13 protein-coding genes are annotated in these 13,449 nt (G+C 45.9%); all 13 read left to right on the forward strand.

Annotated features, from left to right (window positions below; genetic code table 11):
* The first annotated feature begins 298 nt into the window (after positions 1–298).
* The 13 genes from HOLDEFILI_RS00845 (at position 299) to HOLDEFILI_RS00905 (ending at position 13,079) form a co-directional block, all read left to right on the forward strand.
* Entirely contained in the window at positions 299–2,278 is a 1,980-nt protein-coding gene (locus HOLDEFILI_RS00845) for a BglG family transcription antiterminator (protein ID WP_006057418.1), read from the forward strand.
* Between the two features lie 129 nt (positions 2,279–2,407).
* Positions 2,408–2,914 carry a PTS sugar transporter subunit IIB gene (locus tag HOLDEFILI_RS00850; protein WP_006057419.1) on the forward strand — a complete coding sequence of 169 codons (507 nt, stop codon included), beginning with the start codon at positions 2,408–2,410 and terminating at the stop codon, positions 2,912–2,914.
* Between the two features lies 1 nt (position 2,915).
* Positions 2,916–3,707: a PTS mannose/fructose/sorbose/N-acetylgalactosamine transporter subunit IIC gene (locus HOLDEFILI_RS00855; RefSeq protein WP_006057420.1), complete on the forward strand. Its 792-nt coding sequence runs from the start codon at positions 2,916–2,918 to the stop codon at positions 3,705–3,707.
* A complete protein-coding gene (locus tag HOLDEFILI_RS00860) occupies positions 3,708–4,526 on the forward strand; it encodes a PTS system mannose/fructose/sorbose family transporter subunit IID (RefSeq protein ID WP_006057421.1) in 819 nt (272 codons plus the stop codon).
* A gap of 1 nt (position 4,527) precedes the next feature.
* A complete protein-coding gene (locus tag HOLDEFILI_RS20175) occupies positions 4,528–5,160 on the forward strand; it encodes a YczE/YyaS/YitT family protein (protein ID WP_006057422.1) in 633 nt (210 codons plus the stop codon).
* Between the two features lie 116 nt (positions 5,161–5,276).
* Positions 5,277–6,272 carry an amidohydrolase family protein gene (locus tag HOLDEFILI_RS00870; RefSeq protein ID WP_244264297.1) on the forward strand — a complete coding sequence of 332 codons (996 nt, stop codon included), beginning with the start codon at positions 5,277–5,279 and terminating at the stop codon, positions 6,270–6,272.
* Entirely contained in the window at positions 6,265–6,675 is a 411-nt protein-coding gene (locus tag HOLDEFILI_RS00875; protein WP_006057424.1) for a PTS sugar transporter subunit IIA, read from the forward strand. Before HOLDEFILI_RS00870 ends, HOLDEFILI_RS00875 begins: the two co-directional genes overlap by 8 nt.
* Before the next feature lie 269 nt (positions 6,676–6,944).
* On the forward strand, positions 6,945–7,832 hold the full coding sequence (gene hslO, locus HOLDEFILI_RS00880) for an Hsp33 family molecular chaperone HslO (RefSeq protein ID WP_006057425.1): 888 nt from the start codon (positions 6,945–6,947) through the stop codon (positions 7,830–7,832).
* Positions 7,820–8,821, forward strand: a complete 1,002-nt coding sequence (dusB, locus tag HOLDEFILI_RS00885) for a tRNA dihydrouridine synthase DusB (RefSeq protein WP_006057426.1) — start codon at positions 7,820–7,822, stop codon at positions 8,819–8,821. The genes hslO and dusB overlap by 13 nt, the downstream gene beginning before the upstream one ends.
* A 136-nt stretch (positions 8,822–8,957) precedes the next feature.
* On the forward strand, positions 8,958–10,421 hold the full coding sequence (locus tag HOLDEFILI_RS00890) for a S41 family peptidase (RefSeq protein WP_039863627.1): 1,464 nt from the start codon (positions 8,958–8,960) through the stop codon (positions 10,419–10,421).
* A 1-nt stretch (position 10,422) separates the two neighbouring features.
* Positions 10,423–10,791, forward strand: coding sequence for a GntR family transcriptional regulator (locus tag HOLDEFILI_RS00895; RefSeq protein ID WP_006057428.1), 369 nt, complete (start codon positions 10,423–10,425; stop codon positions 10,789–10,791).
* Between the two features lie 3 nt (positions 10,792–10,794).
* Entirely contained in the window at positions 10,795–11,679 is an 885-nt protein-coding gene (locus tag HOLDEFILI_RS00900) for an ATP-binding cassette domain-containing protein (RefSeq protein WP_006057429.1), read from the forward strand.
* A complete protein-coding gene (locus HOLDEFILI_RS00905) occupies positions 11,676–13,079 on the forward strand; it encodes a hypothetical protein (RefSeq protein ID WP_006057430.1) in 1,404 nt (467 codons plus the stop codon). Before HOLDEFILI_RS00900 ends, HOLDEFILI_RS00905 begins: the two co-directional genes overlap by 4 nt.
* The last annotated feature ends 370 nt before the right edge of the window (positions 13,080–13,449 follow it).

Genomic DNA, 13,449 nt, shown 5'->3' on the forward strand with positions numbered 1-13,449 from the left:
TAAGTTCGTGGAAGCATAAGTCATGGAAAAGCCTTATTAGGTATCAGACTATTTATCAAAATTGTTTACTGTTAATCAATATAAAAATCAAATGATATTGATGTCTGTAATTAAATTTTTAACTTTATATGTCCCACCACAGATTCATATATTTTATTTTTAATGATTTAGATAAGCCGTTAAAAATGCCTTTGTCAGACTGCTTTGTAATCATTTCCAATGATTAATAGGTTGCTTTGACCGAAAAATTTCGATACACTTTAAATAAAGCCAGGATCAATCCGAAGAGGCGCATAAAATGAGAAATGAACGGATAATCTATTTGATTTTAAAAGAAGATAATTACATCACAGCAAAACAGATTTCTGAAATCATGGGACTCAGCCGAAAATTAATTGTTCAATCCATACAGGAAATCAAAGATGAGCTTCCAGAATACGGCGCTCGGCTTGAAGTGAAAAAAGGGCGGGGATATCGTATCCAAATTCATGATAAAATGAATTTTGACGCTCATTTTCAAATCCCGTTGACTCAAAATATGATTAAAACGCAGACTTCAGACAGTCATTCTGAACGTGTTATTTTTCTTTGCCGCAAATTATTATCGCAGGAAAAGCCAATAACGATCAGCAGTCTGGCTGCGCAGATGTATCTGTCCAAGGGGGCGATTGAAGAGGATCTGAAGCAAGCGTATGAACTGCTTGCCGACTATCAGCTGTCCGTGGAAGCCTGGCAGAATAAAGGGCTGATCGTCATCGGGGAAGAAAAAAATAAACGGCTTGCGATCACCGATTTGATCGGAGTCTACTATAATTTTTATCTGTTAAAAGAGGTCGATCCGGATTATTGGCGATGGATTGCCTGTGAAAATGATGAAGCATCAAAAATCAGACATCTTATTTACGATGTTTTGCAAAGCTGTCATATTCGGATTAAAGACATCAATGTCCAGAGAATTACAGCTTATCTGATTGTGATGCGTCATCGCTGTGCGGCCTGGTATCCACTATATTTAACTGACGAAGAGAAAGCGGAAATGCAGGAGTGGCCTGAAATTCAATATGTTCAGCTGCTTTTTGATCACTTGATAATAGAAAATCCGGATTTCTGTGTCGATGAAGATGAAAGAGGGATCGTTGCTCAATTATTCCGCGTCAGTCAGGAAACCCCTGATGCATCTGGTTTTCTTTCTTCGCCAGATTTATGTAAACGTGGGAATCAGGTTATCCAAGCAATAGAAAAAAGTTTGGTGAATCCCCGGATTCGCATGTTAGTCACAACCGGAACGCTGAGGGAAGCATTGAAAAACTTGATATGCAAAGCGTTGTTCCGCATACAATGGAACTTGCCGGAAAACGGTCATTTCATCAATCAGATTACCGACATAGCCGTTCTGAATTCGCCGATCTGTTATTATGTCGCATGTAAGCTTGCCGCCCTCGTTCAAGAAGAAATCAATTATTCATTCAGTGTGGAAGAAATCACAAAACTGGTTCAGATTATTTATCATGAATGCGAACAGATTGAAATCCCGCATCGGCAGTTAAAAATGCTTACACATTGTGAAAATGGTATGGATATGGCGGCACTGATGATTGAAAGATGGAAGCGGCTTTTTGGGGAGTTTATTGAAAGTAATCAGGCGGTAGAGCTTTATGAGGTTAGGGAATTAGCACGGAAGAATTATGACTGTATCTTACTTCTGACTTTGGATTTTGCGTATAAAGAAACGATTCCGCCATTTTTCACAGCATTTATTCCCAATAAAGACGATATCAGCCAGTTTATTAACGATTACATTTTACCTTGTTATGAGCTTGAATCTTATCTACCAGATCAAGAGAAGATCTCGTTTCACGAACACAGCGCGTTCAAAAGTGAAGCACAGTTTATTCACCAACTCGCAAACAAAGTTTGTCCTCAAACTGGTCAGGGGAAACTTCTTGAGAAGCAGTTAAAGCAAGATTTTCTTTCTTCCTTTCTCGTTCTAAACGAAGAAGTCATCATATTGCTTGGCGATCAGGAAATCGTTAAAAAAGAAATTTTCCAAATTCACAGGTTTAAACATGCCATACGCTGGAAAGGCCGAACGGTAAAGATGATTTGTTTTGCGGTTCTGGATCTGGACAATCCTGTTCGGATAAAAGTCCTTGAAATCCTATGTCGGAAACTTAGCGCAGGAAGAATTCTTTCCCGTTATGAGTCAAAAAACAAAGCTCTGATCGAAGCCATGGTACAGGCGGTCAGAGCGGAATTGAAAATTAATTTAATCCGCTGATTTTTCTCAGTGACGCCGAAAAGTACTCCTTTAAAGGGGTATTTTTCTTTGTTTCTTAAAAACAACAGAGTTCCTATAATAAAAGCATCTCATGAAAGCGCTTAAATTGGGAGATGGGAGGAAAAGAGAATGATCACCCTTTTTCGAATCGACGAACGTTTGATTCATGGTCAGATTGCGATTAAATGGTCTAAGCATTACAACATCAACCGGATTGTGGTTGCTAACGATCAGGCTGCTTCAAGTCCGCTGATTCAGAATACGCTGCGGATGGCTGCACCGGATCAGGTGAAAACAGCTATTTTACCGGTCAGCAAGGCGATTGCTTTGTTGAAGGATTCCCGCTGCGCGGAGTTAAGAATTCTGGTTTTAGTGGATTGCCCGCACGATGCCCGGCTGATCGTCAGCGAGCTGGAGGACATTAAAATGATCAACGTCGGAAACTATGGCAGGATTGGGAAAGAAGAAGTGCTTCGTTCCCGCAGACGATATTCAAAGAATATTTACTGCAATGAACAAGAAGCTGCGGATTTTCAGTCCTTGATCGACACGGGCATTCCTTGTATCTACCAAACCGTACCGGAGGAAGCACCGGTGAATATTACACAGTGGTTTACGCATAAAGGGGGAATTTGAAATGCTGCAAAGTGCGTTAATCTGTACCTTCGTCTTCTGGCTGGCAGGAGCTATGGACTTCACCTGCTTTAGCTGGGCTTTGTTTACGAGGCCGCTAATCTGCGGACCAATCACCGGATTGCTTTTAGGCGATTTGCGGACTGGAATCATCATGGGCGGCGCGATCGAAGGTATCTATATGGGCGTCAGCAATATCGGTGGCTCCACACCGGCGGATCCATGTCCGGCAACCATCATCGCTGTCGCTTACTCCATTTTGACCGGAAGCGATATTGCTACCGGCGTTATGCTTTCGCTGCCGATCGGCACGCTTATGCAATCCTTTACCAATATCTTAACGCCATTTTATGCCTCATTATCCGTTTACTGGGAGAAGTTAGCGGCTTCGGGAAACACGAAAAAAATGGGACGTCAGGTTGTCTTGTTTGATTTATTCCTGCAGCGGATTGCTCAGATGCTTGTTCTGTTTCTCAGCATCGCTTATGGCATTGAAGGAATCCAAACTGTTTTCAATTCTCTGCCTGGCTGGGTGCTGAATGGATTTAATGCGGCCAGCGGAATGATGACGGCGGTCGGCTTTGCGATTTTGATGACCATGATCTGGTCGAAGGAAGTCGGCGGATTCTTCTTTGTTGGATTTGTCCTGGCCAAGTATTTGGGCTTGGGAACACTGCCGATCGCGATTTTATTGGCAGTCGTAGCCTTATGCGTCTTCTTTAACGAGAAGCGATTTATTGAAATCTCAGCCGTTTCTAAAAACGTCAAAGAGAGTCAAGAGGAGGATTTTTTCTAAATGGCGAAAAATCAGATAACATCGGCGGAAAAGAAGATTTTAAATTCTATGTATTGGCGGTCGGGTTGCTGCTTTGCGACGTTTAACATGGTAAAGATGGAAGGCAATGCTTTTACCCTGACTATGGCGCCGGCAATTAATGAAATTTTTAAAGATGATGAGGAGGAACGCTGCCGGACGCTGCTGCGGCATAATAATTTCTTTAATACGCATGCGGTTTTTCTGCCCTTCATCGCGGGATTATGCTTTGCGATGGAAAAAGAAAGAAAAGAAAAAGGGACTGTGGATGCTGATACCATAGAAAGTATTAAAGTCGCGTTGATGGGCCCGGCTGCAGGGATCGGCGATGCCTTCTTCTTCAACTGCGTTCGTGTGATCGCCGCCGGCATTGGAATCGGTCTGGCGGCCCAGGGAAATCTGCTTGGGTCAATAATCTTCGCGGTCATTTACGGGGGTTCTCAGCTGCTGCTGCGTTGGTATTTCCTGCATATTGGTTTTCATGCCGGTACAGATTTTATCAATTCTGTATTTGAAACCGGATTGATCAAGGCAGTTACTAAGGCGGCTTCCATTTTAGGTGTGGGCATGGTTGGCGCCATGGCGGCCCAGATGGTGAATGTTCCGCTGGCCTGGACGATTCAGGTCGGGGAAGCCTCGGTTGTGGTCAATGATGTAGTCAATTCAATTATGCCAGGTTTACTGTCGATCGTTCTGCTCTTTGTTCTGATGCATTTAATCCGAAAAGGCAAACGGCCGTCGATGTTAATTTTCAGCATTATGATCATTTCTCTAATTCTGGCATTCCTTGGTATTTTCTGATATGCTGCGGCAGATCATCTGCCTGATCCTTGCCATCCCTTTTGCCGCGCTGGGTTCGTCGCTCATATTGAAAGCCGGAATCGGAGTCGGCGCCTGGGATGCGCTGAGCAAGTGCGCAGCGCAGCTGTGCGGAATCAAGATTGGCACACTCGGAATGATGACGAACAGTCTCTGCGTCATAGGCCAAATTCTGTTGTTAAAAAAAGCATTCAAGCCGCTGCAGCTGCTTCAGTTTGGAATGGCCTTTCTGCTCGGCAGTCTGGTCAACTTCTTCTACTATGATGTTCTAAGTCAGCTTGCCGTTCCGGCTTATAGTCTTTCGATTGTATTTCTGCTTATCGGCAATGGAATCAATGCTGCGGCAGTGGCCTTGATTCTGAGCCTGAATATCGTGACTTTTCCGGTCGGCGGTCTGGTTCTGGCTGTTTCGCAAGTGACAAACTCTGCGTATGGGAAATGCCGACAAGGCTTAGATGGAATCTGTATCTTGATAATTCTGATTCTTGTTTTCGGGTTTCATGGAGAAATGACGCTGCGGGAAGGCACGATTGTCAGCATGCTTATGTTTGGTCCGCTGGTGGATCGTTTCATGTCTTTGTTTCAAATTTATTTAAAGAAGGGAGCAAGAATTTGATTATTGTTCATGGCAAAGTTTTTATTGACGGCCAGTTTCATGAAACCGACTTGAGAATCACCGGAAAGAAAATTTCGGAAATAGGTCCGCGGCTGCAAGATGAGGAAAAGATCGACGTGCAGGGGGCTCTGATCTTTCCTGGATTTATCGATACGCATATTCATGGAGCGGAACAGGTCAATTGCGGAGAAAGTGTGGCGGCAATGCGAAAGATCTGCGCGAAGCTGCCCCAATATGGGGTAACAAGCTTCACGCCGACACCGATCGCCGACGACATTGAAACGTCGCAAAAGGCAGTTGAGGTGATCCGGGAAGCAAAAGGTTCTTTTGGCAGCGATATCTTAGGAATCTTTTTATACACCGGATATAAAAACCGCTCGATCGCTTATTACGCCCCGCCGACATTACCAACGCCGGAACACACCCGGGCGTTAGCCGGGCAGGATTTGTCACTGATTCTTTCTGTCCTGATCGCGCCTGAACTGGACGGTGGTTTGGAATGGATTGACTGGGCAGTAAAACAGGGAATGCTTCCGGTTATCGGTTTTTCAGAGGGAAGCCCGGATATGATTCATCAAGCTGTTGCTCGCGGAGCCCGGCTGACTGATCATTTCCCAAATGGTTTCCCGGCAATTGATCATCATTTCTCGCAAGGTGTCGTTCAATGCCTGCTGGAAGATGATTTGGCTATGCAGGTCAATTGTGATTGTATTCATGTCGCACCGGAATTTTTAAGAATGATGATCCGGTGTAAAGGCTTAGATCATCTTGTTGCGGTTTCTGATAGTTCCTGCCTGCTGGGCTGCCCTGACGGCGAATACCGGATGGGGGATAAGCAAGTGTTTTTGAAGGACGGAGCGGTTCGGGATATTAACGGGAAATTAGTGACGGGAGCGCATTCTTTTGATGAAAATATGCGGACATTACTCAAAAAGGGTTTCACATTAGAAGAAATCGGGGCTTTGTGTACTGAAAATGCGGCCAAAGCTTTGAACTTATTGGATCGCGGGAAGATCGAAGTTGGCCGCAGAGCGGATTTGGTCGTTATGGATGAAGGACTGCATGTCCGAAAGACGATGATAGAGGGCGAGTGGTGTTATCAAAATGATTAAGATTTTAATTGCCAGTCATGACCGGATGGCCAGCGGCATGAAAGCGTCAGCTGAATTTTTTACCGGCCCGTGTGATCGGCTGACGGCGATTGACGCGTATACCGATGAACAAGATTTCGAAAGGCAGATTCGCGATTATTTAGCGAAGCAAAATGATGCAGATCAGATATTGTTTCTTTCCGATCTGTATGGTGGAAGCGTTAATCAGATTATGGCTCGCGTGATGAGCGAAGAAAAGAATATCCAGCTGATTTCGGGCTTTAACTTTCCACTGCTTTTGGAATTATTGGAGTGCAATGAAGCTCGTTTGAGCGAAGAACAATTAGATTTTATGCTTGAACAAGCCAGGCAATCAATGCGCCGGGTTGTCTTGAAGGAATCGGAAGCTGAAGCATTCTTTTAAGGAACGGACAGGCAGGATTAATGGGTCGGAAGACTAATAGACTAAAATAAGGAGGAGGTCATCCATCATTGGGGATCATTCTTCCTTTTTATATTATTGGGAGGAATTATGAAAGCAAATTGCAAAGGTTAGTTCTAAAAACATTTTCCAGATAACTCTTGTTTTGATGCTGGAATATCTCCCAGAAGCAGGTCAGGGTGTTTGACAAGCGCCCGGTTTAATAATAAACTTAGGGTGCAAAAAAACAGGATAGAAAAGAGGTTTTTTCAATGAAGGATACATTAATTCACGCTATTAGTGCGAACGGGCATATTCGGGTGCTGACCTGCACCTCCACGCAGCTGGCGGAACAGGCGCGGAAGCAGCACAATTTGTGGCCGACCAGTGCAGCCGCTTTAGGCCGGGTGCTGACGATCACTGCGATTTTGGGCAGCATGTTAAAGACGGAAAAAGAAAAGGTGACCGTTCAGATCAACGGCGGCGGTCCTATCGGAACGATCATGGCCGACGGCTGGGCGAACGGCGATGTGCGCGGATTTGTCGGCGATCCGGAAATTTATCTGAAATATAACGACACCGGCAAGTTGGCAGTCGGAACGGCGGTCGGCAAGGATGGCTATTTGAAGGTCATCAAGCGGATGAATATGAAGAACGACTTCACCGGTCAGGTTGCGCTGGTCAGCGGCGAGATCGGCGAGGACTTCGCATATTACTTTACAATTTCGGAACAGACGCCTTCCGCGGTATCGCTGGGCGTACTGGTTGATACGGATAACTCGGTGATGGCGTCGGGCGGAATTCTGATCCAGATGATGCCGGAGGCCACGGAAGACGATATCAAGCTGGCGGAAGCCGTGGTCGCGAAGCTGCGTCCGGTTTCGGAGCTGGTGAAGGAAGGTCATGACGCCCGGGCACTAGCGGCGATGTTGTTTGACGATCTGGAAATTCTCGAAGAAAAGCCGATCCAGTGGCATTGCGACTGCAGCAAGCAACGCTTCAAAGCGGCGCTGACAACGCTGGACCGCGCGGAGTTGGAAAAGATGCTGGAAGAAGACCACGGCTGCGAAGTGAAATGCGAATACTGCAACAATAAAGTTCAGTTTACCGAAGAGGATCTCCGCAGCATCCTGGAGTTCAAAGCGGCATGTGGAAAATAAGAAATCTTGAAATTGCCAATCCGGTCGTCATCGCGCCGATGGCCGGAATTTCCAACGCGGCGTTCCGGACGATCGCGCATGAATTCGGCGCGGGTCTGATCTATACGGAAATGATCAGCGATAAAGCGATCTGTTATTCCAATAAAAAGACGATGGAGATGACGCAGCTGGCTCCGGATGAGCATCCGATCGCGATGCAGCTGTTCGGTCATGAAGAGGCGTCGATGATTCAGGCGGCGCAGGTGCTGGATAAAACGGACTGCGATGTGATCGACATCAATATGGGATGTCCGGTACCGAAGGTTGTCAATTCCGGTTCCGGCAGCGCGATGATGAAGGATCCGGAAGCGACCTATCAGCTGGTGCGTAAAATTGTGGCAGTGGTGGAAAAGCCGGTGACAGCCAAGATCCGTCTGGGCTGGGACAGCTCGTCGATCAACGTGCTGGAAATGGCGCGGGGATTGGAAGCGGCCGGCGTCAGCGCACTGGCGGTTCATGGCCGGACGCGCAGTCAGCTGTATGAGGGCAAGGCTGATTGGAGCTGGATCAAAAAGGTCAAGGAAGCCGTTTCCATTCCCGTGATAGGCAACGGCGATCTGCGCAGTGTGGAAGACGCCATGGCGAGAATCCAGGAAACCCAAGTCGACGCGGTAATGATCGGCCGGGGCGTATTGGGCAATCCCTGGCTGATCCGTGATCTGGTCTGTGCGTTCTCTGGGGAAGGGTCTGCCGAACCTGTCAGCGATCATGAAAAATTTGAGATTGCGCTGGAACACGCCCGCCGGTTGTGCACTTTAAAAAGCGAACGGATTGGGATGAAAGAGATGCGCGGACACGCCTGCTGGTACATCCAGGGCATTCCCTACTCCAACCGGATGAAAGACAGGATCAATCAGATGACAACCTATGCTGAATTTGAGACAATGCTAAAGCTTTATGAGGAAGCGCTGATCAGCGGCAATTTTGACAGGCTGTATCTGTCAGAGTAAATAAATCAAGAACAAAAGCCATTCCTGAAGTCAAGGAGTGGCTTTTGTTCTTTCGAAATTGACAAACGGAAAAGATTGTTATACTGTATTATTATAAATAGTACAGATCGCTTTGCGATCTTGGGGGATGATCGGAATGGGAAAGAAATTGTTTGCGATATTGACAGCAGTCTTCATGCTTTGCGGGTGTGCAACGGAAATGGATGTGCCGCAGGGAGAAAAAGTTGTAGAACAATGCACGAAACCGGTAGAGCTGAGAGTCGCAGCTTTATCCGAAGTCTGGTCAACAGCGCAGTATTATTACGGATATTGGAACCAGATGCCGGAGGATTTTGACTGGGATGTGAAATATCAGGAATTCTTACCGCGGGTGATGAATGCGGAAACGGATGATGAATATGTTGACGCCATGCGGGAATTTGTAGCTTTGCTTCATGATGGACATACCAGCTTTATTCCCGCATCAGAATATCAGCTGAACAAAGCCTACCTGCCTTTTGACCTGGAAGATCTTGACGGCAGGCTGTTTCTCAAAGCTGCCAGCCGGGATTATGAAGTTCCTTTAGGCAGTGAACTCCTTGAAGTAGAAAATCAGCCAGCACTCGATTACATCCTGGAGAATTTTGAAAAGTATGTACCGGTGCTGACGGAACCAGCACATCGCAGTCAAACTGTAAGAGAGTTTTTAAAGGATGAGAAGGGTAAAAAAATTAACTTAAAATGGTTAACACCGCAAGGAGAAGTCTTAGATATTAAAACCGGTTATGAAACTTCAGGCTCCGTTTACTTAAATCAGTTGAAGACTTCAACGTACTCCGATAAGAAACTTCTGCTTAAATCAAGTCCTTATTTCATATATGAAGTCAATGAAGATGTTGTTTATGTGGAAATTTCTACTTTCTCAGGGCAAAGCTTTCATATTTATGAAGAACGAGTTGTCCCGATCTTAGATCAGTATCAAGGAGTTATATTTGATATAAGGAACAATGCAGGCGGAAATTTAACAAATGCTTTGATTATTTTACAGTCTTTTTCAGATGCTCCGATACCACATGGTTATTATAATCTGGGGACAGAATTTCACTCCTCGTGGGTACCCTATGCGAATGAGGCGGATTCTGTTTTCTATTCCGGAAGTGATCTTAATCAAAGAGCGATGCGGATGATTGAACATGAATACTATGGAGAAAACGCGGATGTTGAAACCATTTTAGACGAAATGGAAGGTGAACCTTATCCGATACTTACAAATTATAGTATGGATAAACCAGCTATAATCCTGACCTCACAATTTTCGGCTTCTACATCAGAAACGTTTGCGGCAACCGCAAAATTGCTTGATAATTTTACGCTGATGGGTTTGAAAACCTATGGAGCGACAGGAAATAATTGCAGAGTATATCTATCGGATGGAAGTGCCTATTCTTTGTCTGTAGAACAAAGTTTTACACCAGATAAACAGCCGATCTGGAATCACGGCGTACAGCCGGACATTGAAATGTGGACAACGCCGGAAGATTTATTAAACGGTGAGGATACCGTTTTAAATGCCGCGATTGAAACACTGCAGCGTCAAATCAAGGAACGAACAGGAGAATGACATGTTTACAATAGATCAGCACAGCCGTCAGCCGATATATGAACAGCTGAAGGAACAAATTATCCGGTATGTCAGTCTTGGGGTTCTGCAGCCGCAGGACCGGATGCCCTCGGTGCGGATTTTGGCGCGGGAGTTGGGGATCAATCCCAATACAGTGGTGAAAACCTATCAGGAGCTGGAAGACGAAGGCATTCTGGTCACAGAACCTAAAAAAGGTTTTTTTGTCAGCGATCAGAATGTGCATTCCATTTTATATCAGAGGCAAAAAGAAGAATTCCGCAAGGCGGTAATCCGTTGTCAGGAAATCGGAATCTCTGAGGATGACGCGCAGAAAATTGTCCGGGAAGTTTATGAAGGAAAGCAGGGGTAAACCATGTTAAGGGTGGAAAATTGCCGGAAGGTGTACGATGAACAAACAGTATTGGAACATTGCAGCTTAGAATTGGCATCCGGTTCGATCCTGGGGCTGATCGGAATCAACGGAGCGGGGAAATCCACGCTGCTGCACTGTATCAGCGGCGCGATTCCCGTCGATGAAGGAACAATTACATGGAAAGAACAGCCGGTGCTTGATCATTCTGAGGTGAAACAGAAGATTTTCCTGGTTCAGGATGAACCTGTTTTTGCGCAGACGGAAAATGCCCGGGAACTGATCGAATATCTTTCCTTATTTTATCCGGCCCTGGAATCGGAGTTATTCTACGATCTGTTAAGCCAGTTAAAGCTCAATCCGAAACAGCCTTTCTCTGCTTTCAGCAAGGGGATGAAACGGCAGGTTTTGATGGCGGCAGGGCTGGCTGCGCACCCGGAGCTGCTTTTGATCGACGAGGTGTTTGACGGCTTGGATCCATTTGCCCGACGGCTGCTTCAAGGCCAGCTGGCGGCGCAGACCGTTGAGGAAGGCATGGCCTCGATATTAACCTCGCACCGGCTGAGCGATCTGGAGAATTTTTGCGATGAATACGCACTGTTGGACGAGAAGCGGATTCTGCATCAGAACTCCATGTTTCAAACGCAGCAGGAGTTGGTTAAAGTCCATCTGGCGTTTGATCATCCGATCGATCCCGCGATGTTTCAGGATTTTGAGGTGTTGAAGCTAGAAATTCATTCCCGGATGGCGCAGGCGATTCTGCGTGGAAAGCGGGAAGCGATGGAAGCGAAGCTGCGGAAGCAGAATCCGGTCATTCTTGAAATCTTTGATTGTACGCTGGAAGAAGTATTCCTGGCGCAGCTGGAAAAGCGGGAGGAACTGCAATGATCCATAAGAAATTATTAACGTCCATGTTAAAGAAAGATTTTAAATTGTTTCTCTGCCTGCTGCTTCTGGATTTGTTGATCATGCCGTTCGTCTATGTCAATTTTCCAACGATGATGGACGATGCCAGTCTTTTGTTTAACTTTTATTTTATCTATCTGCTGCTGCTCATCGTCATTCTGGTCCAGCGCCAGCTGGGCTTTACGATGAAGCGGGAGGAAAAAATTCATGATTATCAACTGCCGCTGACGAAAAGAAGTTTGATTTTAACACGGTTGACGGCCGGGATTCTCATCTTCCTGATTCCTTATCTGATCGCCTGGCTGGTCATGGGTGTTCTCATGCTTGGCTGCTGCGCCACTGTGCTCTCAATCTGGAATGGAACGGTACAGCTGATTTTGGCGATGTTGATCTATCTTTGCTTTTGCGCCTGGGTATTTCTGCGCAGCCGCAAATCATTTCAGGCACTGCTGACGATCGCCGTCTGGACGCTGGCTCCGGTCTTTATCGTTTCGGCGTCTGTAGATATTATGCGGGGAACGGTCACATATCGTTATCAACTCAGAGAATTCTTTACGCTGCTGCATGATTTCGGATGTCTGCCGGGTTTGTTTACCCTTGCGGCAAAAGGGTTGATTTGCGACTCTACATTTCCTTCGCTAGGAAGCTGTCTGCTTGTTGACGGTGTTTATCTGGCTGCGGCGTTGCCTGCAGTCTATCAGGTAACCAAGAATTCAGCAGAAAACGAGCATAAAACGTTAATGCAAAGCGCGTTATTCAAACTGATGCCGCTTGCTTCCGCGGCTGGCGTGATGATTTGGGGATCGTTGACGGCGGTCAGGCCGCAGCAATGTCTGCTTTCCGTGATTCTGGCAGCTGTCCTCTACTTGTTGATCCGTTTCCTTTCTTACTCGAAGATTCAGTTCAACAAAATGATGTTGCTGGTACTGACCGTTGAGTTTCTGGTGGTTCAGGGTATTTCCTGGTCATGGCGGGTCAGCGGCGGCTGGGGCATGACCCGGGATACAACCGTTGAGGACGTTTTCTTTATCAATCAGTATAAAGGCATTGGCAAAGTCGGAAGCTATTATAAATATTTTAACGTGGAGAATACCGCGAGTTTAAGTAAGGAGGATAAAGAAATCCTGATCCAGGCTCAGGTGGAAACGGATAAGCGATATCGCCGCCAAGGATTGAAAGACGCGGTGGGTGCCATCCAAATGAGCTATCGCATGCATGACGATAAATACAGTTATTATCTTCCTTATTATGCGGATATTATGGAACCGATGATAGAACTGCTGGAAGAACAGGATGTTCCAATCTTCACTTATCTTTATGTTGATTATCCGGGCTGGGAGAATGTCTTCTATTTACAAGATGTGAACATCAAGCTGTTTTAATCTGGCTTGAGGTTATCCCCGTCAATTAAGCTGCGATCCAATGAAGAATAAGCTAAACGCAGATTCAATTCGCTCTGGTTTTCCTTCCGGGAAAATATGTAAAACGCGTTCATTAAGCCCTGAAATGACATTTGCCCCGTTGACAAACAATTTGAAAATGCTATAATCTAAACGATTATTTGCGCGAGGAACAGAGGAGTAATCCGGAAACGCTGCAGCGAGAGAGTCCCGGCTGGTGAAAAGGGATATGCAGAATCCGGACGAATAAAGGCTGGGAGCGTCAACGCAGACCTGCGTTACGGGCAGACTGAAACGATCAGTCACTAAGATGATTAAAGCGATTTAATCATGAATTAGGGTGGTACCACGA

The organism is Holdemania filiformis DSM 12042, from assembly GCF_000157995.1.
Lineage (GTDB): Bacteria > Bacillota_I > Bacilli_A > Erysipelotrichales > Erysipelotrichaceae > Holdemania > Holdemania filiformis.

Excerpts from the sequence above, each read along its gene's own strand:
- HOLDEFILI_RS00845 (WP_006057418.1), top strand. The coding sequence starts at position 299 with ATGAGAAATGAACGGATAATCTATTTGATTTTAAAAGAAGATAATTAC.
- HOLDEFILI_RS00895 (WP_006057428.1), top strand. The coding sequence starts at position 10,423 with ATGTTTACAATAGATCAGCACAGCCGTCAGCCGATATATGAACAGCTG.
- HOLDEFILI_RS00905 (WP_006057430.1), top strand. The coding sequence starts at position 11,676 with ATGATCCATAAGAAATTATTAACGTCCATGTTAAAGAAAGATTTTAAA.
- HOLDEFILI_RS00875 (WP_006057424.1), top strand. The coding sequence starts at position 6,265 with ATGATTAAGATTTTAATTGCCAGTCATGACCGGATGGCCAGCGGCATG.
- HOLDEFILI_RS00890 (WP_039863627.1), top strand. The coding sequence starts at position 8,958 with ATGGGAAAGAAATTGTTTGCGATATTGACAGCAGTCTTCATGCTTTGC.
- HOLDEFILI_RS00860 (WP_006057421.1), top strand. The coding sequence starts at position 3,708 with ATGGCGAAAAATCAGATAACATCGGCGGAAAAGAAGATTTTAAATTCT.
- hslO (WP_006057425.1), top strand. The coding sequence starts at position 6,945 with ATGAAGGATACATTAATTCACGCTATTAGTGCGAACGGGCATATTCGG.
- HOLDEFILI_RS20175 (WP_006057422.1), top strand. The coding sequence starts at position 4,528 with ATGCTGCGGCAGATCATCTGCCTGATCCTTGCCATCCCTTTTGCCGCG.
- HOLDEFILI_RS00855 (WP_006057420.1), top strand. The coding sequence starts at position 2,916 with ATGCTGCAAAGTGCGTTAATCTGTACCTTCGTCTTCTGGCTGGCAGGA.
- dusB (WP_006057426.1), top strand. The coding sequence starts at position 7,820 with ATGTGGAAAATAAGAAATCTTGAAATTGCCAATCCGGTCGTCATCGCG.
- HOLDEFILI_RS00900 (WP_006057429.1), top strand. The coding sequence starts at position 10,795 with ATGTTAAGGGTGGAAAATTGCCGGAAGGTGTACGATGAACAAACAGTA.
- HOLDEFILI_RS00850 (WP_006057419.1), top strand. The coding sequence starts at position 2,408 with ATGATCACCCTTTTTCGAATCGACGAACGTTTGATTCATGGTCAGATT.